We start from the raw sequence: 20,408 nt of genomic DNA on the forward strand, positions 1-20,408 counted from the left end.
CGTCTCACGCGGCCTTCACCGTCTCCACCGCCGGTGTGCGCATGCCGCGCCATGAAGGCAGCAGGGTCGCGCCCCACACCAGCAGCAGCGATCCGCCGACGATGGCGAGGTAGACGCCGATGGATCCGGACGGCAGGTACGAGTCGGTCTTGACGAGGCTGTACGGGACGATGGTCGTCGCGGCGGCGACGGTGCCGAGGACGGTGGCGATGACACCGATCAGCGAGCCTTCGACGGTCAGCATGGCGAGCACCTGGGCACGGGTGGCGCCGGTGAGCCGCTGGAGGCCGAACTCCGCGCGCCGGCTCCGCGTGACGGACACCAGGGTGTTGACGACGGTGATCGCGGCGTATCCGACGATCATGGCGACGACGGCGTAGTTGGCGGACGCCAGGATCTGCTGGATCTGGTTGTCGCGGACGGCGGTTGACGCACTCACGTCCAGTTCGGTGCCGGGTACCGTGGCGGCCAGCGCGGCGAGGCGGTCGCGGACCCCGGTGGTGTCGTGGGGCGCGACCCGCACCAGGATCTGGTGCGCGAGCCCGTCACCGGTGTGCGGGGCGAGGGTCGAGGCGGGCAGGGTGAGGTATCCCTGCCGGGGGTTGTCGGCGTAGAGGGCGACGACCGTGGGACGTACGGCGGCGCCGTCGCCGAGGTGCATCGGCAGCCGGTCGCCGACCTTCACCCCGTACTCGCCGGCCTTCTTGGCGGACAGGGCCACCGTGTCACCGCGCAGTCCGGCCGGTGAGCCGGCGACGACGGGCAGATCGAGACTGCGACGCACCCCCTCGGCGGACACACCCCGCAGATCGACCTCGTCCGGGCCGTGCGGGCCGTCCACGAAGCCGTGGCTGACGACGAGTTCGCAGGCCGCGGCCACGCCGGGGATGGCGCGGACCGTCCCGACGACACCGGGGGCGAACCCGCCCGTCGAGGAGTCGAGGACGTACTGGGCGAGGATGGTGTCGCGGTAGGAGGTGCGCGAGACGTGGTCCTCGGTGGACTGCATGTACAGCGTGCCGGTGGCGATGCCGATGAGCAGGACGATCGGGGCGACCGCGCCCGCCGTGCGGACGGTGGCGGTGGCGGTGTTGCGCAGCGCGAGCCGGCCGGCCGGTCCGGGCAGCGCGCGCACCGGCAGCCGCAGCAGCGCCACCATGGCCGTGGTGATGCCGGGGGCCAGCAGGGCGAGACCGACGCAGAACAGCACGGACGCGGGCCCGGCGGTGGCGGCGAGTGTCGGGCCGTCCCCCATCACCGTGGCGGTGACGACCGCCAGGCCGACGCCGCCGGTGAGGAACAACAGCGCGAGCAGCAGGCGCGGCACGCTGAACCAACGGGTTCCGGCGGTGGAACCGGCCGGGGCCGCTACCGGTTCGGTGCGGGCGGCCTTGCGTCCGGCGAAGCGGGTGGCACCGGCCGCGGCCAGCACGGTGACCGCCGCCCCGACGGCCATCGGGGCCCAGCCGGCGTGGTAGACGATCTGCGGCGGCACCACACCGCTGGAGGTCAGCACCCCGAACAGCAGCCTGCCCGCGAGATGTCCGGGGGCCAGGGCGAGCAGCACGGCTCCCACCGACACACGGCCGTCTCGGACAGGATCATGCGGCGCAGCTGCTTCGGCGTGGCGCCCACGGCACGCAGCAGGGCCATCTCCCGGGCGCGTTGCTGGAGGGAGAGGCCGAGGGTCGAGGCCACGCCGAACATGACGATCAGCACGACCGACGAGCCGAAGACCGCCGCGAGGACGACGACCGTACGCTCGCCGGCGAGGGCACCGGGCAGTTCCGCCAGGCCCCGCCGCTCACCGGTGAGCACCTCGGCACGGTCGCCGACGGCCGAGCGCACCGCGTCCGCGACGGCGGCGACGCTCGCACCGGGGGCGGCCACGACACCGATGGAGTCGATCCGGCTGCCGGCGAGGGCGCGGGCCTCCCCGTCCGTGAAGAACACGGCGGCGTGCGGGTGGTGACCACCGTGCCGCTCGGCGACACCGCTGACACGGTACCGTCGGGTGGTGCCCTTGACGACGATGCCGATCACGGACCCGGGGCGGGCGCCGGAGCGCTCGGCCAGCACCGAGTCGAGCACGACCTCGCCGACGGAGGGGGACGCACCGGCGGTGAGGGTGTAGGGGGTCAGCCGGGCGGCGGCCCAACCATGGTTGTACGAGCCGGACTTGCCGGTCAGCGGCGTGCCGCCCGCCAGCACGGTGGCCGCCACCGACACATCGGCGACGGCCGCGGCGACCCCGTGCGCCCGGGCCACCACGGCGACCAGACCGGGATCGACGCGGTGCCGTTCGGTCAACGCGACGGAGCCGTAGCTCTGGTCACCGGTGACGACGACCGGGGCGCCGCCCAGGCGCTGCGGATCGGCCGCCATACGGAGCCCCGTCTCCATCAGGCCGCCACAGCCGATGACGATCGCGGCGCCGAGGAACATGGCGAGGAAGGTCGCGGTGCAATTCGACCACCGGAACGTCAGGGTGCGCAGTGCGAGACGCCACATCAGGAACGCCTCCCGTGGGCCTGCGGCATGCTGCGGTGCCGGGGCTCGTCCTCCCAGGCGCCGAGCCGGGTCATCCGGGCGGCCACCGCGTCGGCGGTCGGCCGGTGCAGTTCGCCGGCGAAGGCACCGTCGGCGAGGAAGACCACACGGTCGGCGTAGGAGGCGGCGACCGGGTCATGGGTGACCATGACCAGCGTCCGACCCGCGGTGTCCACGGACTCGCGCAGCAGGGTGAGGACGGACGCGGCGGCCCGGGTGTCGAGGGCACCGGTGGGTTCGTCGGCGAAGACGACGGTCGGACGGGTCACCAGGGCACGGGCGATGGCCACGCGCTGCTGCTGCCCGCCGGACAACTGCGCCGGCAGATGACCGATCCGCTCGGACAGGCCCACCCGCCGCACGACGGCGCGGACCAGACCCTCGTCCGGACGCTGCCCGGCCAGCCGCAGCGGCAACGCGATGTTCTGACTGACCGTCAGCGCCGGCAGCAGGTTGAAGGACTGGAAGACGAAGCCGATCCGATCCCGGCGCAACCTGGTCAACTCGGCGTCGTCCAGGCCCGACAGGTCGATGCCGCCGACGGTGACCCTGCCGGAGCTGGGCCGGACCAGCCCCGCCGCGCAGTGCAGAAAGGTGCTCTTGCCGGATCCGGACGGCCCCATCACGGCGGTGAACGTGCCGTGACCGAAGCTCATGCCGAGCCCGCGGAGCGCGGCCACCCGGCCGCTCCCTCGGCCGTAGGACTTCGACACGGCCTCCAGCCGTACCGCCTCCGCCCCGCGAAGGTCCTGTGACGTGTGCACTCCTGGCTCCTGACGTGAGATGACGCGCTTCGAACGCGCTGTCCGCGAGTCAGGTTAGGAACGCCGCCACGGGTGGCACATTGGCATTCTCCGGTCACTTCGAGGTAGAGATTTCTCCACCACTGCCCGTCGGTGCCACCACGCGAGGGGCTGCTCGCCCGGGCCCCGGACCCGTCGGTCACCGAACGGGTGGAAGCGTTCGCGGGGCCGCTGTTCGACGAGATGCCGGCCGGTGACGAGGGCGGCTCCCGGAGGTCCCGGCTGATCGTGACGATCACCACCGACCCGGCCGAGGAGTTGCGCGCCCGGACCGGCTCGGCAGCGGATGCGATCGCTACGTGGCCGCGTTCGCGCGTGCGCTGCCCGGTCTCTGCCCGGACGAACTGTGGTTCCGGATGCGGCGAATCCTCGCCGTGACGGCCGTGGACCGCGTCGGCGTCCACAAACGCCCCTCGGCCGACCCGTCCCCGGCGGGCGAGGCGGCCCGGCGCGGGCGATCACGTTCCTGTCGGCGGCGATGAGCGCGCCGCCGACCGGGGACCTGACGGCTCGGCCCGGCCGACGACGCGCAAGGGCACTCGGGCAGGCGGGCGGCGGCCGTGTGCTCCCGCCCCGCCCCTCGCCGGGTCAGCGGGCCTGGTCGGCGCCGGTGTTCGTCGCGCGGCTCGATTCACACGCCCGCCCTGCCCGGCGCCGCCCGAACCCGCCGGACTCAGGCCGCCGTGGTGTGACCCAGCGCTTCGCGGACGTTGCCGACCAGCACGTTCTCGATGGACCGCACGGAGCCGAACCCACGGTCCTCGAAGACGTCCCACTCCGGCTTGAGCAGGCCCGGTCGCGGCTCGATGGTCCGCCCGAACTCCAGGACGTTCCAACCGGCGGTGTCGAATCGGGGCCATCCGGGGCCCGGGTCGCCGGTGCGGATGAAGGACGCGTACAGCTCGCCCATGCGCGCGCTGACCCGGCGTACCTCCTCCCGGTCCGCGCCGTCGAACGCCGGCCACCAGGCGAGGTCGCGTTCGGAGTGATTGCGGAACAGGAACGGGATGTCCCCGGTGTGCACGGCACGGAGCCGGCCGCCGAGCCCGGGCAGGTCGTAGGAGAACTGGAACACGTGGACGGGGATGTGCTGGGCGCTGAGGTTCCGGGCGATCGCCAACGACGGCAGTTTGAAGAACTCGAAGGACATGATGTCCGGCAGCAGCAGACCGGGGGAGTGGTCCGGGTGGAGTTCGTGGTACCGCTGATAGACCTCGGTGGCGCCGTCCATGCCGAACGCCTGCGCCAGAACCGCCAGCACCTCCTGGCGGGAACCGTGGCCGACCGTCCGGGAGTGGCCGCGGAAGAACTGCCATTCGTCCTTCGCGAAACCGATGGCCACCTCCAGCCCGGATGTGGTGATCGCCTCCTCCGACAGGTACTGCGCCGGGGCCTGGGGAACCCATGTCCCATCGACGACGCCGCCCAGCGGGCGCCAGGCGAGATGCCTGTCCGGGGGGAAGTAGCGGGTGAGTACGTTCTGCACGGCCAGCAGACGGTCGGGGTCGATGGTGCGCAGCTGGGCCGGGTCGTCGATACGCAACAGATCGAGGTACATGCGCGCCACGCTGACGGCCTCCGGCCGCTGTTGGGTGCACCAGGGGTTGAACGGGGACAGTGACTGCAGCACGGCGCGCCGGAAGTACGGGTGCGCGTGGGGGTTGGTGAGCAGGTGGGAGACGGCGGTGGCACCGGCCGACTCCCCGCCGATCGTGATGGTGTCCGGATCGCCGCCGAACGCCGCGATGTTCTCGTGCACCCACTTCAGCGCGGCGAACTGGTCCTGCACACCGAGGTTCACCGCCTGCGGCAGATCGCCGGTGAGAAGCCCGAAGTGGACCCATCCCAGGGCGCCCAGCCGGTAGTTCGGCCGGACCACGATCATGTTGCCCTCACGAGCCAGGTTCGTGCCCCGCTCCAGCGCGAAGGAACCGGAGCTGACCGCGTTCGCGCCGCCGTGGTAGTAGACGTAGACCGGAAGACTTCCGCGCGGTGCGGACTCCGGCACCCAGATGTCGAGGTAGAGGCAGTCCTCCGCCGCCTGGTTGTGGCGGTAGGTCGCGTTCGTGTAGGAGGGCCAGGCCATGATGCCGGGCACGCCGGGGTCGATGTCTTTGACGACGCGTTCGACGTCGGCCTGGTTGGCGGAGTTGAACTGGTAGGAAGCGGACCCCGGGCGGCGCGCGTCGCGGACGCCGGACCACGGTTCCGGCGGCTGTGGTGAGTTGAACCGCAGGTGTCCGACGGGCGGTTGGGCGAAAGGGACGCCGCGGTAGACGACGACGCCCTCCTCACGGGTTCCCTGGAGCAGTCCGGTCGTCACCCGGACGACCGCCTGGGCGTCCATCGCGTGCATGGGGTGTTCCTCCGTCGTTTTCGGAAGTGCGCGGTTCAGGCTCGCGCCGTGGTGTGGTCCATCCCCCGGCGTGTGATGTCCGGGTCCGCCGCGTGGGCGCGGGCGACGGTGCTGACCGAGGTGGCGGTGGTCGGCCTCGCGACCGGCGTGGTGGCCCTCCCGTACCGCCCGCCGCTACGCGCTCGGGTCGGAGATGGCGATCAGCGTGCGCATGACGCTGCCTTTCCGGCCCGGTCGTGCGGTGTCATGGCCGGTCGTGCCGCGTCGTGGCGGGCGCGGGCGGAGGGGAAGAGCCGGAACGCGGCCCGGCCCACCGCGTCGATCTGATCGCGGTCCAGTACCGAACTCGCCAGCAGGGCTTCGAGGTTGGCGCGGACGGTGCGGTCGGTGGAGCAGGGCACGCCGGAGTCCGAGCCGTAGACGATGTGGTCCGGACCCGTCATGAGCAGGGCGGCGGCGAGCGTGTGGGCCGTCGCGGTGGCGGCGGTGTCCAGGTGGAGCCGGCCGAGCTGCTCGGTGATGTCCTCAGGTGTGAGGCCCTCGGGGTTGGGCACCCAGGCCTCGCCGCCGAGCAGTCCGAGCCGCCCGGAGAGCGCCGGCAGCGCCCCGCCGCAGTGCGCGACGACGTGGGTGAGGTCCGGGAAGCGCCGGAAGTGCGCGCGGTAGACCAGGTCGGTGATGGTGCGCGCGGTGTCGAAGGCGACCTCGATCAGCGGGCTCGGCCGCCCCATCGAGCCGGGCGCGTAGGCGTCGGGGTGGATGAACACCGTCGCCCCGAGCCGGTCCAGCTCGGCCCAGACCACATCCAGGGAGGGGTCCCCCAGCGGCACCCCGTTGTAGACCGTGGTCACGGCGAACCCGTCGGCACCGAGCAGGGTGCGGGCGCGTTCGATCTCGGCGAGGGCCGCCGCCGCGTCGTCGGTGGGTACGGCGGCGAGCAGTCCGAAGCGGGACGGGTGCTCCCGGACCAGCGAGGCGCCGTAGTCGTTCGAGGCCGCGAGCGCGGTGTGGTCCTTGGGGATGTTGCTGAGCAACTGCATCGCGATGCCGTCGCGGTCCATCGCGCGCAGCGTCTCCGCCAGGCTCCAGTGGTACGGCGCCGGGAGCGTGAAGCACTCCTCGCGCATCGCCTGCCAGCGCGCCCGTCGTTCCTCGGGGGTCGTCGGAGGCGTGAAGTGAGCGTGGACATCCACCCAGTCGTTCGGCACGTTCATCGGTCCTCTCACAGCGTATGATGGGACTGTACGTACGTACAGTCAGCCGGTCAAGGTACGACGGGCCCCACCGTCGGCCGGTAGCCTGGGGACCCGCTGGGCAGACGGAGGAGGGCCAAGTGACGACGGCGCGGAACGCCACGACCACGCGGAAGCCGCCCCCCGGCCGCGCCGAGCAGATCCTCAGGGCAGGCGAACGGGTCTTCGCCCGCAACGGCTACCACGGCACGACGATGCGGCAGGTCGCCGACGCGGCGGAGGTCGGGCTGTCGCTCGTCGTCTACCACTTCAAGACCAAGGACCGGCTCTACCGGGCGATCTTCGAGGCCCGGCAGTACGTGAACGAGGAACGCCTCGCCCGCCTCGCCGCGCTGCGCGACCCCACGGCCCCGGACGCGCTCGACCAGCTCGTCTCCGCCTTCATCGACCCGGTGCTCGCGCTGCACGACGACCCCGCCGACGTCTGGTACGCCCGGCTGGTGCTCCGGGAGGCCTCGGACCCGTCGAGCCAGGAACGCGACATCATCGCCGAGCTGTTCGACCCGCTGGCGCGGGCCTTCGTCACCGCCCTCGAACGGATCCTGCCCGACCGGCCGCCGGGTTTCCACGCTTGGGCCTACCTGTTCTCGGTGGGCGCGTTGACCCAGAGCGCCTTCGACGACCGCATCACCAACATCACCGGCCGGCCGGACGCGGGCGGCAAGCACGAGTTCCTCCGCTCCTACATCACCGCCGCCCTGCGAGGGGCCTGACGGCCGGTGGTGGCCGTTGGCGCGTGGTGCGCCCGCGATCCGGGCCCGCTGTCCCCGGCCGATAGCATTCGCTCGTACAGCGTGTAGGTATGCGAAGGCAAAACGTGACGTGCCGCTTCGCCGCGTGCCCGCACCACGGCTCGAAGGGCATCCGGTCATGGCGCGTATCCACCAGGTCGTCGACGTGGACGAGCCCGCGGAGCACAGAAGGCCGACAGCGGTCGCGCCCGCCGCCGTACCCGTGCTCAGCCGGTGCGAGGCCGTCTTCCTGCCAGGGGATCCGCCCCGGGAGGGCCGCGTGGCGTTCTGGCGGGCGGACGGCGGCGAGCTGCCCGACTGCGGTGTGGAACCGGAGGAGCTGACCGTCGTGCGACCGCACGGCAAGGGCGTCCGGCGGCGGAGCGTGACCGCGGTGCTGCTGCCGGTCGCGCGGGCGGTGCCGGTACTCAGCCGGGCTCGCGCCATGGGACGGAGCGGCGACGCCACGGGGTCCGCCGCGTTCTGGGGGGCGGGAGCCCTCGTCGCGCTGCAACTCACCGCGCGGGGGCGGCTGTTGCCCGGGCTGAGTCCCAGCGGGTTCGACGCCTGGCGGCTCGGTCCGCTGGACGGTGACGACGTGCGCCGGATCCGCGAGCTGGCGGCGGCGATGCCACCGGAGGCGCGCGCGGTCCCGTTGCCGGACTCGTCGCCCGTGACGCTGCCCGCCGCCGAGCCGCTGCTGCGTTCTTTTCTGGACGCGGTCGCCGACGGCCTGCCGCGCTCCCCGACGGCGCGGCAACCGGCCGGTGGCCCGGCCTTCGCGGCTCCGACGCCGGTACGCGTCCCCGAACAGCGGGAGTGGGCGGCCGAGGTGGCCGCCGGGATGGACGCGGGCGTGCGCGTCTCCCTGCGCCTGGAGCACGACAGCGACATCTGGGACGGCGACTGGGACGGCGAAGACCTCGACGACAGCGCCGAGGCCGGGCCACGCTTCCGGGCCGTGGTGCAGATACACAGCCTCGCCGACCCCGCGCTGATGGTCGACGCGGCCGAGTTGTGGGCCGCGGAGGTGGCCGCCCCGGCGCAGTTCGGCACCCGGGCCCGTAGCGACGCGTTGCTGGCGCTGCGCCGGGGCGCGAAGGCATGGCCGCCGCTGTCGCGCCTGCTGTCCGCCCCCGTGCCCGATGTGTTGCGGCTCGCCGATGACGAACTGCTGGGCCTGCTCGGCCAGGCGACGGAGCGGCTGGCCGCCGTCGGCATCGAGGCGCACCTGCCGAAGGGGCTGGTCAAGGAGCTGACCGCGTCCGGTCTGCTGGTGCCGCCCCGGCGCGAGAAGACGCCGTCGGACCTGGAGACTTTTCTCTCCTCCGGTCAACTCATCGCATTCCGCTGGCAGTTGGCGCTGGGCGGCGAACCGCTGACCGAGGAGGAGACGGACCGCCTGATCGAGGCACACCGCCCCGTGGTGCGGCTGCGCGACCAGTGGGTGGTGGTCGACCAGGCGCTGATCCGCAAGGTCCGCGAGCGGCGCGGTCGCGAACTCACCGCGATCGACGCCCTGGGTGCGGCGCTGACCGGCGAGGTGGCGATCGACGGCGAGTCCGTACCGGTCACCGCGGGCGGCGTGCTGGAGCGGCTGCGCGCGCGGATCGCCGAGCCGGAGCCGGACGCGGACGCCACGTCGGCCACCCCCGGACAACCGGCCATGCTCGCCGCCACCCTGCGCGACTACCAGCTCCGGGGGCTGGCCTGGCTGGACCGGATGACCTCCCTCGGCCTGGGGTGTTGTCTCGCCGACGACATGGGGCTCGGCAAGACGATCACCGTGATCGCCCTCCACCTGCGCCGGCACCAACGATCCGCCCACGGCCCGACGTTGGTGGTGTGTCCGACCTCCCTGCTCGGCAACTGGGAACGCGAGGTACGGCGATTCGCACCCGGCACCGCCGTACGCCGCTTCCACGGCCCCGGCCGCAACCTGGACGACCTCGCACCGGACGCCTTCGTCCTCACGACGTACGGCACACTGCGGCGCGACGCCCAGCGCCTGGCCGAGCCCGGTGTGCCTTGGGACCTGCTCGTCGCGGACGAGGCGCAGCACGTCAAGAACCCGTACTCCGACACGGCACGGGCGCTGCGCAGCGTCCCCGCCGCCGGGCGCGTCGCTCTGACCGGCACCCCGGTGGAGAACAACCTCTCCGAGCTGTGGGCCCTGCTCGACTGGACGACCCCCGGCCTGCTCGGCACGCTCACCGCGTTCTGGGACCGCTACGCCCGCGCGGTCGAGGCCGACGGCGACCAGGCGACCGCACACCGCCTCACCCGGCTGATCCGCCCCTTCCTGCTGCGCCGCCGCAAGTCCGACCCCGGTATCGCCCCCGAACTGCCGCCCAAGACCGAGACCGACCAGCCCGTCGCGCTGACCAGGGAGCAGGCGTCCTTGTACGAAGCGCTGGTGCGCGAGTCGCTGGCGGCGATCGGCGAGGCGGACGGGATGGCCCGGCGAGGACTGGTGATGAAACTGCTCACCGGCCTGAAACAGGTGTGCAACCATCCGGCGCAATACCTCAAGGAGAAGAACGCGAAACTCGCCGGCCGCTCCGGGAAACTGGAACTGCTCGACGAACTGCTCGACACCATCGTGGCCGAGGACGGCTCGGCGCTCGTCTTCACCCAGTACGTCGAGATGGGGCGGCTGCTCGAACAGCACCTCGCCGCCCGCGGCACCGCCGCGCAGTTCCTGCACGGCGGAACGCCGGTGAAACAGCGCGAAGAGATGGTCGACCGCTTCCAGCGCGGTGAACGGCCGGTCTTCCTGCTCTCCCTCAAGGCCGCCGGCACCGGTCTCAACCTGACCCGCGCCGGCCACGTCATCCACTTCGACCGCTGGTGGAACCCGGCGGTCGAGGACCAGGCCACCGACCGCGCGTACCGCATCGGCCAGACCCAGCCGGTGCAGGTGCACCGGCTGATCGCGGAAGGCACGGTCGAGGACCGGATCGCGGAGATGCTCCAGCGGAAGAAGGACCTCGCGGACGCCGTGCTCAGCCACGGCGAGGCGGCGCTCACCGAACTCTCCGACGCCGAACTGGCCGACCTGGTGACGATGCGTCAGGACATCGGATCCGGAAGGACGCCCCGCCGGAGCACGGGGCGCCGCACGTGAGCCCACGCCCGGCGAAGTCCGGGCAGCGGGCCGTGGTCAACTCACCCGCGCCTGCTTTCCGTTGGCCCATCGGCCAATCCGGCCCCGATCCCGTCGCCGCCCTCGCGGCACTGCTCGCACCCCCGGACCGCCACACCTGACCTCGGAGGTCGGTTCCTCCCGGCGGTCGCCTCCGGGACGGCCGCGCGCAATCCCTGGGTGCCACATGGCGTAAGTGCGCCATGTCGGGTTCCCGCCAGGGCTGTCGCCTTCCCGACGGGCTGGGACCGCACCACTATCCGGCTGTCCTGTTCCGCCGGCAGCCGACACCGGTGCCGTTTGCATGTCAGGAGAGACATGTCCAGACTGGCAAGAGGAAGAACCGGCCTGCTCATCGGGGCGCTGGCCGCGGCGACGGGGCTGGCCGGCCCCGGCTTCGCCGCCCCCGGCTTCGCCGCCCCCGGCTTCGCCGCCCCCGCGTCCGCCGCCCCCGCCCCGACGGCCCCGCACGCCACCTCGCTCACCCGGGTCAGCACCGACCCGTACACCGACTCGCAGGCCCAGCACGCCACCGAGGTCGAACCGGACACCTACAGCTACGGCAACACCGTCGTCGCCGCCTTCCAGGTGGGACGGGTCTACGGCGGCGGCGCCTCCAACATCGGCTGGGCGACCTCCACCGACGGCGGGCAGACCTGGACGCACGGCTTCCTGCCCGACTCCACCACGAACACCGGCGGAGGCTACTCCGCCGCGAGCGACGCCTCCGTGGCCTACGACGCCAAGGACGGGGCGTGGATGGTCTCCTGGCTCGGCATCGGCTCGGGCAACGCCGTCGACGTCGAGCTGAGCCGTTCCACGGACGGCGGTCACACCTGGGGCAACCCGGTCACCGTCTCCACCGGCACCTTCGACGACAAGAACTGGACGGTCTGCGACAACCACCCGGCCAGCCCCTACTACGGCCACTGCTACACCGAGTACGACGACGCCAACGCCGGTGACGCCGAACACATGAAGACATCGGTCGACGGCGGCGTGACCTGGGGCGCGCAGCAGAGCCCGGCCGACAGCCCGAGCGGACTGGGCGGGCAGCCGGTCGTACGGCCCGACGGCACCGTCGTCGTACCGTTCGCCTCGGGCACCGAGGACAGCGAGCGGTCCTTCACCTCCAGCGACGGCGGCGCCAGTTGGGGTTCCAGCGTGCAGATCGCCACCGTCTCGCACCACCCGGTCGCCGGCCTGGAGGACGAGGCCGCCGCCCTGTCACCACGGGACACCCTGCGTGAAGGGCCGCTGCCCTCCGCCGAGATCGACGCGTCCGGCACGGTGTACGTGGTCTGGTCCGACTGCCGTTTCCGCACCGGCTGCCCGAGCAACGACATCATCATGTCGACCTCGGCGGACGGAACCTCGTGGAGCGCGCCCGCCCGGGTGCCCATCGACGCCGCCACCAGCACCGCCGACCACTTCGTACCCGGCATCGGCGTGGACCCCGGCAGCTCGGGCAACACCGCACGCATCGGCCTGACGTACTACTACTATCCCGACGCCTCCTGCACCGACACCACCTGCCAGCTCTACGCCGGCTACCTCTCCTCCGCGGACGGCGGCGCCACCTGGACGACGCCCACCCAACTCGCCGGCCCCGTGACGCTGTCCTGGCTGCCGAACACCTCACAGGGCCGGATGTTCGGCGACTACATCTCCACGTCCGTCCTGGCCGGCGGCAACGCCGTCACCGTCGTTCCGGTCGCCGCCGCGCCGAGCGGCAGCACCTTCGACGTGGCCATGTACGCACCCCCCGGCGGCCTGCCGATCGGCAACGGCCAACCGCCCGGCGGCAACACCGTCACCGTCACCAACCCCGGCGCGCAGACCGGCACCGTCGGAACCGCGACGCACCTCCAGATCACGGCGAGCGATTCCGCACCCTCCGCCACGCTCGCCTACCGCGCGACCGGTCTGCCGCCCGGCCTGACCATCGCCTCCGGCACCGGCCTGATCTCCGGCACACCCACCACCGCCGGCACGTACCAGGTGACCGTCACCGCCACCGACGACACCAACGCCTCCGGCTCGGCCACCTTCACCTGGACGATCGCCCCGGCCGGCGGCGGCACCTGCGCCAACCCCGGCCAGAAGCTCGGCAACCCGGGCTTCGAGTCCGGCGACACGATCTGGTCCGCCAGCTCGGGCATCATCGGCCAGTACGGCGCGCAAGGCGAGCCGGCCCACGGCGGCACATGGGACGCCTGGCTCGACGGCTACGGCTCGGCCCACACCGACACCCTGTCGCAGACGGTCACCGTCCCGTCCGGCTGCAAGGCCACCCTCAGCTTCTACCTGCACGTCGACACCGCCGAGACGACCAGCTCGACCGCCTACGACACCCTCACCGTCAAGGCGAACGGCACCACTCTCGCCACCTACTCCAACCTCGACGCCGCCACCGGCTACACACAGAAGACCCTCGACGTCTCCTCCCTCGCCGGGCAGGCCGTCACGATCACCTTCACCGGCACAGAGGACCAGTCCCTGCAGACCTCCTTCGTCATCGACGACACCGCCCTCACGCTGAACTGAACCCCGGCGGCGCGTCCCCCGGCCCGCGTGGCTGTCCGAGGCAGCCACGCGGGCCGGCCGCACGGGCGGGGCCTGGTGACACGTCCCGCTGCCGGTGTAGCACGGGGAGTAGGCCGGGTCCGGCGGGGGAACGGGTGCGGGATGGTGCGTTCCCAACGCCGTCAAGAAGACCACCAGGAACGCCAGCGCCGACAGCACCTGCACCACGGCCGTCAACGGGGCCCGCCGCCACACGGCGACGGCCACGGCGCACACGGCGAGACCGAACGGCAGCAGGGTCCAGTAGGGCGACGGGGAAGGAGCGGAGAGGAACCCGTTGCTGTTGCGCAACTCCACGATGATCCACACCAGCACTTCACCCGCGATGAGCAGAATACCCAGCAGGACATCGAGGACCGCCTTCGCCACGGGCCCGGGGCCGTCCTCCTCCCGCGCGGACGCGGTGTCCTTGCCACGGGGTAACGGTTCGTCAGGCATGGCGGCATTCTCCCACCGAAGGGCCTGAGCGTCGTGAGTTCGGGTGTTCAGCCGTTGTCGGCCAGGCGTCCGGGCGCGAGTCGGGTGCGGTCGGTGGCGACCGTGCCGACCTCCACCGGCACCCGACATCAAATCGGGATGCGCAACGCCCGTCCCAGGGTGTTCCCTCATCTCATGCGCACCACACGTCCGGTCCGCCTCCAGCCCTGGGCGGACGATGATCTCTGGCTGCTCCGCCGCCGCAACACCCCGGAGATGACGGCACACCTGGGTGGCCCGGAATCGGACACCGCGCTTGTCGCTCGTCACCGCCGCTGGACGGCGATGAGCGCCGAGGAACCGCACGAGGGCCGGGTGTTCCGCGTGGAATGCCCGGCGGGGGACACCGTGGGTACGGTCTCCTTCGTCCCGAAGGAACACGAGGGGGAGCCGGTGTTCGAGGTGGGCTGGGGTGTCCTTCCGGAGCACCAGCGCCAAGGCTGGGCCACGGCCTCCGTCCGCGCTCTCCTCGCCCTCCTGGCCGACTTCCCGCCGGAGCGTCGCCGCCCGGCGGCCCACGCCTTCCCCCGCGTGACGAACACGGCCTCGAACGCGGTCTGTCGCGCGACGGGCTTCGCCTTCCTCGGCGAAGTGGTGCACGAGTACCCCCCGGGCCACCACCACCCGAGCAACGACTGGCGCTACACCCTCCGTTGACGTGCGGGTGAGTGGTGGCGGGGTGAGGTGTCGTCGTCGGCGTACGCCAGGCCGTCCCTGTCAGCCGAGGGTCCATTGCTGGTTGGTGTGGCCGGTGCACGTCCACAGCTGGGCCAGGGCGCCGTCGGCGGTGGAGGCGCCGGTGACGTCGAGGCACAGGCCGGACTGGACGCCGGTGACGGTGCCGTCGGCGTTGAAGCGCCACTGCTGGTTGGCCTGGCCGTTGCAGGGCCAGGTGACCACCTTGGTACCAGGGACGGCGCCCTGCCCCTGGGCGTCCAGGCACAACTGGCCACTGCCCCCGTACACGGTCAACTGGCCGGACGGGGTACGGGTCCACAACTGGTTGGTACCGCCCCAGCAGCCGTAGATCTGCACCTGGGTACCTGCCGCGGTCGAACCACCCGGCACGTCAAGGCACTTGCCCGCACCCACCGCACGCAACTCACCCGTGGTGCCACCGCCTCCGCCGGGGTTCGATCCGCCCAGCGCGGAGAGCGCCGCGCCGTAGGCCGGCTTGGGCTGGTCGTTGCCGTCGTACATGGTGGCGGCGCCGTAGCCGGGGAAGGCACCGGGGATCCAGGAGTGCGCGTCGTCCACGCCCCACTGGCTCACGCCCACGCAGCGGGTGACGGCCAGGCAGTCGCGCACCACGGCGCCGAAGTCGGTGGACTGCTGTTGGAGGGCGGAGCCGGAGGCGGGGAGCTGGACGCGGTCGTCCAGTTCGGTGACGGCCACGTCCAGGCCCAGGTTCGCGAAGCGCTCCATGTTGGCCCGCATGTCGGCGGGGATCTGGCCGAGGACGAAGTGGCTCTCGAACCCGATGCCGCCCAGCGGTACGCCCTGGGAGAGGAGCGACTGCGCGAGGCGGTAGAGGGCGTCGCTCTTCGCGTTCTCACCCTCGATGCCGTAGTCGTTGATGTAGAGCTTGGCGCCCGGGTCGGCGGCGTGCGCGGTGCGCAGCGCGTCGGCGAGATAACCGGACCCCATCGCCTGGTAGAACACGTCCCCGACGAGGGAGCCGTCGGCGTTGAACGGCTCGTTGACCACGTCCCACGCGTAGACCTGCCCCTTGTAGTGGGTGGCCTCGGTGGTGATGTGCGACTCCATGGCGGAGCGCACCTGGTTCAGCGGCAAGTTCCTCACCCAGGCGGGCAACTGGCTCTGCCAGACCAGGTTGTGACCGCGCACCCGCATGCCGTGTGCCTGGGCGAACCGTACGAGCTGGTCGCCCGGACCGAAGTTGTACGAGCCGTTGGACGGCTCGGTGGTGTCCCACTTCATCTCGTTGCCGGGGGTCAGCATGTCGAACTGTGTCCCGGCGACGGTGGTTTCACCGGTGACGCCGAGGTCGGCGTCGGTCAGCGCGGTGCCGAAATACCGGCCGTCCGACTCCGCCGCCGCCTTCAACGTGCTGCCGGCCGCGACGGCCGGTGTCGTCGCGGCCAGTGCACCGGTCGCGAGGACCAGCGCCAGGGCGACCGCTAAGGCCCAGGCGTGGTGAAGTCTGATCAGGGTCCTTCCGAGAGGCATGTCCGACCTCCAGGTCGTTCCGGGGGAAGGCGCGCACCCGCGATGCTCCGGCGGGTTGTGGCGCGCGGGCGATGACGGTGCGATGCCACCGTCGGTTCGGGGAACGGGAGCACCGCGGAGGCCGCCCGGCAACGGCCTCGGTGAGATGTGCTCCGGTAGCCAGGGAACTCGGAATCCGGGGGAGCCGTCAATACGCGGCAGCGAGTTTCCAGGTGTTCGCCGGTGTTTCGAAACCAGAGAGGCCGACGACGCTCGCATCCCGGGTGTGACAGCGGGATTGTTCCGCGGCCCTCCGGCTGGTCCCCAACCCCATTGTGCGCGCGAACACTTGACAGGTACTCAGCCGTGGCGGCACCGTCTCTTCCCGGAGCATCCCCACCCCCTGCGGACCGGCATCTGTCGGGCGTGGCGATGTTAGCGCTAACAATTCCACCTGTCGAGGGAGCCCAGATGAGCAACCTCCGCCCATGGCACCGCCTCCGTAGGCCGCCGCTCCGCGCCAACGTCCTCGCCCGGGTGGGCGCCGCGGTGGCCATCGTCCTCGCTGGGCTGGTCACCGGCGGGACCACCGCCGGCCCGGCCCAGGCCGCCACCCAGGGACCGTGTGACATCTACGCCGCCGGGGGCACGCCCTGTGTGGCCGCGCACTCCACCACCCGAGCGCTGTACGGCTCGTACGGCGGCCCGCTGTACCAGGTCCGGCGCGCCTCCGACGGCTCGACCAGGAACATCGGCGTGCTCGGCACCGGCGGCTACGCCGACGCAGCCGCGCAGGACTCCTTCTGCGCGGGCACGACCTGCGTCATCACCGTCATCTACGACCAGTCCGGCCGTGGCAACAACCTCACCCAGGCCCCCGGCGGCGGGGCCGCGCCGGGCCCGGACAACCTCGCCAACGCCACCGCCGCGCCCATCACCGTGGGCGGCCACCAGGCGTACGGCGTCTACATCGCCCCGGGTACCGGCTACCGCGACGACCACACCAACGGCATCGCCACCGGCGACCAGCCCGAAGGCATGTACGCGATCTTCGACGGCACCCACTACAACGGCGGCTGCTGCTTCGACTACGGCAACGCCGAGACCAGCAACACCGACACCGGCAACGGCCACATGGAGGCCGTCTACTTCGGCAACATCAAGGTGTGGGGCTACGGCACCGGAAACGGCCCGTGGGTGATGGCCGACCAGGAGAACGGCCTGTTCTCCGGGGTGCACGCCGGCTACAACGCCAACGACCCGAGCGTCAACGACCGTTTCCTGACCGCCATGGTCAAGGGCGAGCCGAACCAGTGGGCGATCCGCGCCGGCAACGCGCAGTCCGGCGGCCTCTCCACCTTCTACAGCGGACCACGCCCCGACGTCGCGGGCTACAACCCCATGCACAAGGAAGGCGCCATCATCCTCGGCATCGGCGGCGACAACAGCAACGGCGCCACCGGCACCTTCTACGAGGGCGTGATGACCTCCGGCTACCCCTCCGACGCCACCGAGAACGCCGTCCAGGCCAACATCACGGCTGCCGGATACACCACCAGCCGTACCGGTGCGACCACGGGTGAGTTGCGTGCGGTGGGTGCGGGCAAGTGTCTTGACGTGCCGGGTGGTTCGACCGCGGCGGGTACCCAGGTGCAGGTCTACGGTTGCTGGGGTGGTGCGAATCAGTTGTGGACCCGTACCCCGTCCGGCCAGTTGACCGTGTACGGGGGCGGCGGCCAACTGTGCCTGGACGCCCAGGGGCAGGGCGCCGTCCCTGGTACCAAGGTGGTCACCTGGCCCTGCAACGGCCAGGCCAACCAGCAGTGGCGCTTCAACGCCGACGGCACCGTCACCGGCGTCCAGTCCGGCCTGTGCCTCGACGTCACCGGCGCCTCCACCGCCGACGGCGCCCTGGCCCAGCTGTGGACGTGCACCGGCCACACCAACCAGCAATGGACCCTCGGCTGACCCGGCCGACGCCCTGACGGGTACGGTGCCGTGGCGAGACGCCCGCAGGCCGTCCCGCAGGACAACACGCCGCGGACACTGCGGAATCGGGGCGGTGTCCGCGGCAGTGGCGGTCACCAGCGATGGGTTCGCGGCACCGGCTGCCGGTCCCCGACCGCACGGTCGTGCGGCCCGTCGCGCCGAGACACCTCATCGGGCGCTGAGGGCTGCGGACCTTGGAACACAACCCCGGGCCACCGCATTCACCGAGTGTCGCGTGCCCGGGGCGTCCAGCCGCACCGCGTACGTGCACCGGTGGACGTACGCGCCCCCGCTACGCTGCGCGCTCAAAGGGCCACGGGAGAGCGACCGTTGTCACGCCTGTTCGTCGAGCAACTGTCCACGCAGGAGGGCGGCCTGCCACACCCCGCAGCACTGCTCGCGGGTCAGGCCGGCCTGCTCGCCCCATTCGGTCATCGCCTCCGCCGTGCGGACCGCCAGGCGGCCGACGACCTTCTTGACCTCGACGGGCGTAAGCGGCTCCAGCAACGCGGCGATCCCCTCGCCATCGTCCTGGAAGGCACAGGCGATCGCGGCGTCGGCGATACGGAAGTACGGGTCTGCCATGCCGTGATCCTGCCCGCGCCGCGCCGGTCGGCATGCCGGGGCGGGGTGCACAACCGCGGCTGTGTACCGGGCAGCGGGCCCGACCGGGGCGTGGCCGGTGCGACAGGGACGCGTTCCCGGCGCAGCGGCAGCCGCAGCCGCCACCGCTTCCGGCGCGTCAGCGGCCCGCGTGCGCGGAGGCTGCGGGGCGCGGCCGGGGGCGGGTGCGCATCGGCGTCCGGGGCACCGGACCCGAACACCTGTCCCGCAGCCGGATGCCGACCACCGGCCTGGCGATCACCCAGCCGCTCGCCCGCTCGCCCGCTCGCCCGCTCGCCCGCTTGGCGCTGCGCGGGCCGGGGTCGCGCCCGGATGTGAGCGCCAACGACGTATCCCTGTGCCGGCGACGACCCGAGCAGGGACCGGGTCGGTACTTCAGCCGTGGAGCGATACGCGCCTTGGGCTTGAGGTGTCCGCCTCCGGCGGAAACCCAGGCGGCCACGGCGCGAAACCTGGCTAAGGTCGGGCCATGCCCGAGTTGAAGCGGCTGCACGCCGGTCATGCCCCGGCGGTCCTCGCCTTCGAGCTGGAGAACCGCGCCTACTTCGCCACCTCGGTGTCCGACCGTGGTGACGACTTCTTCGACCAGTTCACCGACCGGTACAACGCCCTGCTTGCCGAGCAGGAGACCGGCGTCCGCGCCTGCTACGTGCTCGTCGCCGAGGACGGCTCGGTGCTCGGCAGGTTCAACTTGGCCCGCATCGAAGACCACACCGCGGAACTCGGCTACCGGGTCGCGCGGCATGCCGCCGGTCGTGGCGTGGCGACAGCGACGGTCCGGGAGCTGTGCCGACTGGCGGCGATCCGGCACGGGCTGCGCACCCTGCGGGCAGCCACCACCAGCCAGAACGTCGCGTCCCAGAAGGTGCTGACCGAAGCCGGGTTCGTCCCCGTCGGCCCGGCCGACCCGGCCCACCTCGGTGGGAAGCCAGGCACCTGGTATCAACGCGACCTCGTGCCGTAGTCGCACAGGGCGAGGGAGTCGAGGGAAGGCCGCGGCCACCGTTGATGACCCGCGGCCCTCTCAGCGACGGATGCCTCACCGGCGCCGGACTCGGGAAGGAGAGTCCCTATGCCGGTCGGCCACCGGCACGTTCCCACTGGGCGTCGTCCCATTCCACGTATTCGATCTGGACGCCACCTGGCAGCTCGGCAGTCAGGTTCCTGCCCGTGGGAACGGCCTGCGGACCGCGCACGATCCGCGCTCCGGTCCGGTTCAGCAACGCCTGGCAATCGTCCAGGTCGTCGATGATGAGCGTGGCCACCGTCGCCCTGTAGGGCTCCAGCGCCCGCTCATCGCCCGCCACCACCAGAAGCTGGCCGACCGTGGCCAACTCCAAGCCGTTCGGCATCGTGAAGCGGGTGCTGACCGGCTCACCCGTAACCGTGGTGAGCGGTGCCAGCACCGCATCGAGGTCGTCGGCGTAGGCGCGGGCGTAGGTACGGAAGATGCGCATGATCACCAGCAAGGCGTCACGGGATGCGGATATTCCCCCTCGCTGACGGGACGAGAACGCGACGCACGGGCTCACCGGCTGCTCCAGCCCGCAGCCGTCGAGCCGGAACGCGTGGCGGATCCCCGCTCCGGTCAGGTCCGGGCGGCCGGTGATCCGCGCACCGGCGAACCGCAGTGCGGCGACGGTGCCGGACCGCCCGGCGTTCTCGCCGAGCGGCAACACCGCCACGGCATCCGCGCGCGAACCGACCGTTCGGGGCCCAACTGGG

General features: G+C 71.9%; 15 protein-coding genes and 1 pseudogene. 7 read left to right on the forward strand and 9 right to left on the reverse strand.

Annotation, left to right across the window (positions count from 1 at the left end):
- Positions 1-4 precede the first annotated feature (4 nt).
- From SCATT_RS40160 to SCATT_RS34925, 3 genes are read right to left on the reverse strand one after another with little or no spacing between them, the layout of a single operon-like run.
- Complete coding sequence (locus tag SCATT_RS40160) at positions 5-1,576, reverse strand: ABC transporter permease (protein ID WP_231904887.1); 1,572 nt, start codon at positions 1,574-1,576, stop codon at positions 5-7.
- On the reverse strand, positions 1,510-2,511 hold the full coding sequence (locus SCATT_RS40165) for an ABC transporter permease (protein WP_014150602.1): 1,002 nt from the start codon (positions 2,509-2,511) through the stop codon (positions 1,510-1,512). Before SCATT_RS40165 ends, SCATT_RS40160 begins: the two co-directional genes overlap by 67 nt.
- A complete protein-coding gene (locus tag SCATT_RS34925; protein ID WP_014150601.1) occupies positions 2,511-3,314 on the reverse strand; it encodes an ABC transporter ATP-binding protein in 804 nt (267 codons plus the stop codon). Before SCATT_RS34925 ends, SCATT_RS40165 begins: the two co-directional genes overlap by 1 nt.
- A 132-nt stretch (positions 3,315-3,446) precedes the next feature.
- Between SCATT_RS34925 and SCATT_RS34930 the strand changes: the two genes are divergently transcribed.
- Positions 3,447-3,731: a hypothetical protein gene (locus SCATT_RS34930; RefSeq protein ID WP_014150600.1), complete on the forward strand. Its 285-nt coding sequence runs from the start codon at positions 3,447-3,449 to the stop codon at positions 3,729-3,731.
- A 295-nt stretch (positions 3,732-4,026) separates the two neighbouring features.
- On the opposite strand, the gene SCATT_RS34935 is transcribed toward SCATT_RS34930, so the two are convergent.
- The gene (locus SCATT_RS34935) at positions 4,027-5,709 is read right to left on the reverse strand and encodes a carboxylesterase/lipase family protein (protein WP_014150598.1); all 1,683 of its coding nucleotides are present in this window, start codon (positions 5,707-5,709) and stop codon (positions 4,027-4,029) included.
- Between the two features lie 200 nt (positions 5,710-5,909).
- Positions 5,910-6,923: an amidohydrolase family protein gene (locus tag SCATT_RS34940; RefSeq protein WP_014150597.1), complete on the reverse strand. Its 1,014-nt coding sequence runs from the start codon at positions 6,921-6,923 to the stop codon at positions 5,910-5,912.
- A 119-nt stretch (positions 6,924-7,042) separates the two neighbouring features.
- On the opposite strand from SCATT_RS34940, the gene SCATT_RS34945 reads away from it, so the two are divergent.
- The 3 genes from SCATT_RS34945 (at position 7,043) to SCATT_RS35770 (ending at position 13,385) form a co-directional block, all read left to right on the forward strand.
- The gene (locus tag SCATT_RS34945) at positions 7,043-7,675 is read left to right on the forward strand and encodes a TetR/AcrR family transcriptional regulator (protein ID WP_014150596.1); all 633 of its coding nucleotides are present in this window, start codon (positions 7,043-7,045) and stop codon (positions 7,673-7,675) included.
- 157 nt (positions 7,676-7,832) lie between these two features.
- Entirely contained in the window at positions 7,833-10,820 is a 2,988-nt protein-coding gene (locus SCATT_RS34950; RefSeq protein ID WP_014150595.1) for a DEAD/DEAH box helicase, read from the forward strand.
- A 336-nt stretch (positions 10,821-11,156) separates the two neighbouring features.
- The gene (locus tag SCATT_RS35770; RefSeq protein WP_014150594.1) at positions 11,157-13,385 is read left to right on the forward strand and encodes a putative Ig domain-containing protein; all 2,229 of its coding nucleotides are present in this window, start codon (positions 11,157-11,159) and stop codon (positions 13,383-13,385) included.
- A gap of 90 nt (positions 13,386-13,475) precedes the next feature.
- On the opposite strand, the pseudogene SCATT_RS40835 reads toward SCATT_RS35770, so the two are convergent.
- Positions 13,476-14,033: pseudogene (locus tag SCATT_RS40835) on the reverse strand (hypothetical protein); the annotation flags it as partial.
- A 3-nt stretch (positions 14,034-14,036) separates the two neighbouring features.
- Between SCATT_RS40835 and SCATT_RS34965 the strand changes: the two are divergent.
- Entirely contained in the window at positions 14,037-14,558 is a 522-nt protein-coding gene (locus tag SCATT_RS34965) for a GNAT family N-acetyltransferase (protein ID WP_014150592.1), read from the forward strand.
- Positions 14,559-14,618: 60 nt separating this feature from the next.
- Here SCATT_RS34965 and SCATT_RS34970 read toward each other — a convergent pair whose 3' ends face one another.
- On the reverse strand, positions 14,619-16,091 hold the full coding sequence (locus SCATT_RS34970; protein ID WP_014150591.1) for an endo-1,4-beta-xylanase: 1,473 nt from the start codon (positions 16,089-16,091) through the stop codon (positions 14,619-14,621).
- A gap of 450 nt (positions 16,092-16,541) precedes the next feature.
- Here SCATT_RS34970 and SCATT_RS34975 point away from each other — a divergent pair, with 450 nt between their 5' ends.
- Positions 16,542-18,038 (forward strand): arabinofuranosidase catalytic domain-containing protein, encoded by a 1,497-nt coding sequence (locus SCATT_RS34975; protein ID WP_014150589.1) that lies wholly within the window; start codon positions 16,542-16,544, stop codon positions 18,036-18,038.
- Between the two features lie 354 nt (positions 18,039-18,392).
- Here the strand turns inward: SCATT_RS34975 and SCATT_RS34980 are convergent, their stop codons facing one another.
- Entirely contained in the window at positions 18,393-18,644 is a 252-nt protein-coding gene (locus SCATT_RS34980; protein WP_014150588.1) for a hypothetical protein, read from the reverse strand.
- Between the two features lie 508 nt (positions 18,645-19,152).
- Between SCATT_RS34980 and SCATT_RS34985 the strand changes: the two genes are divergently transcribed.
- Positions 19,153-19,647, forward strand: a complete 495-nt coding sequence (locus tag SCATT_RS34985; protein ID WP_014150586.1) for a GNAT family N-acetyltransferase — start codon at positions 19,153-19,155, stop codon at positions 19,645-19,647.
- A gap of 106 nt (positions 19,648-19,753) precedes the next feature.
- On the opposite strand, the gene SCATT_RS40170 is transcribed toward SCATT_RS34985, so the two are convergent.
- On the reverse strand, positions 19,754-20,368 hold the full coding sequence (locus tag SCATT_RS40170) for a hypothetical protein (protein ID WP_014150585.1): 615 nt from the start codon (positions 20,366-20,368) through the stop codon (positions 19,754-19,756).
- Between the last annotated feature and the right edge of the window lie 40 nt (positions 20,369-20,408).

The organism is Streptantibioticus cattleyicolor NRRL 8057 = DSM 46488, from assembly GCF_000240165.1.
In the GTDB taxonomy this organism is placed as follows: domain Bacteria; phylum Actinomycetota; class Actinomycetes; order Streptomycetales; family Streptomycetaceae; genus Streptantibioticus; species Streptantibioticus cattleyicolor.

Bases quoted from the DNA above. Each gene is read 5' to 3' on its own strand.
- SCATT_RS40165 (WP_014150602.1), bottom strand. From the start codon at position 2,511: ATGTGGCGTCTCGCACTGCGCACCCTGACGTTCCGGTGGTCGAATTGC.
- SCATT_RS34935 (WP_014150598.1), bottom strand. From the start codon at position 5,709: ATGCACGCGATGGACGCCCAGGCGGTCGTCCGGGTGACGACCGGACTG.
- SCATT_RS34940 (WP_014150597.1), bottom strand. From the start codon at position 6,923: ATGAACGTGCCGAACGACTGGGTGGATGTCCACGCTCACTTCACGCCT.
- SCATT_RS34950 (WP_014150595.1), top strand. From the start codon at position 7,833: ATGGCGCGTATCCACCAGGTCGTCGACGTGGACGAGCCCGCGGAGCAC.
- SCATT_RS35770 (WP_014150594.1), top strand. From the start codon at position 11,157: ATGTCCAGACTGGCAAGAGGAAGAACCGGCCTGCTCATCGGGGCGCTG.
- SCATT_RS34965 (WP_014150592.1), top strand. From the start codon at position 14,037: ATGCGCACCACACGTCCGGTCCGCCTCCAGCCCTGGGCGGACGATGAT.
- SCATT_RS34970 (WP_014150591.1), bottom strand. From the start codon at position 16,091: ATGCCTCTCGGAAGGACCCTGATCAGACTTCACCACGCCTGGGCCTTA.
- SCATT_RS34975 (WP_014150589.1), top strand. From the start codon at position 16,542: ATGAGCAACCTCCGCCCATGGCACCGCCTCCGTAGGCCGCCGCTCCGC.
- SCATT_RS34980 (WP_014150588.1), bottom strand. From the start codon at position 18,644: ATGGCAGACCCGTACTTCCGTATCGCCGACGCCGCGATCGCCTGTGCC.
- SCATT_RS34985 (WP_014150586.1), top strand. From the start codon at position 19,153: ATGCCCGAGTTGAAGCGGCTGCACGCCGGTCATGCCCCGGCGGTCCTC.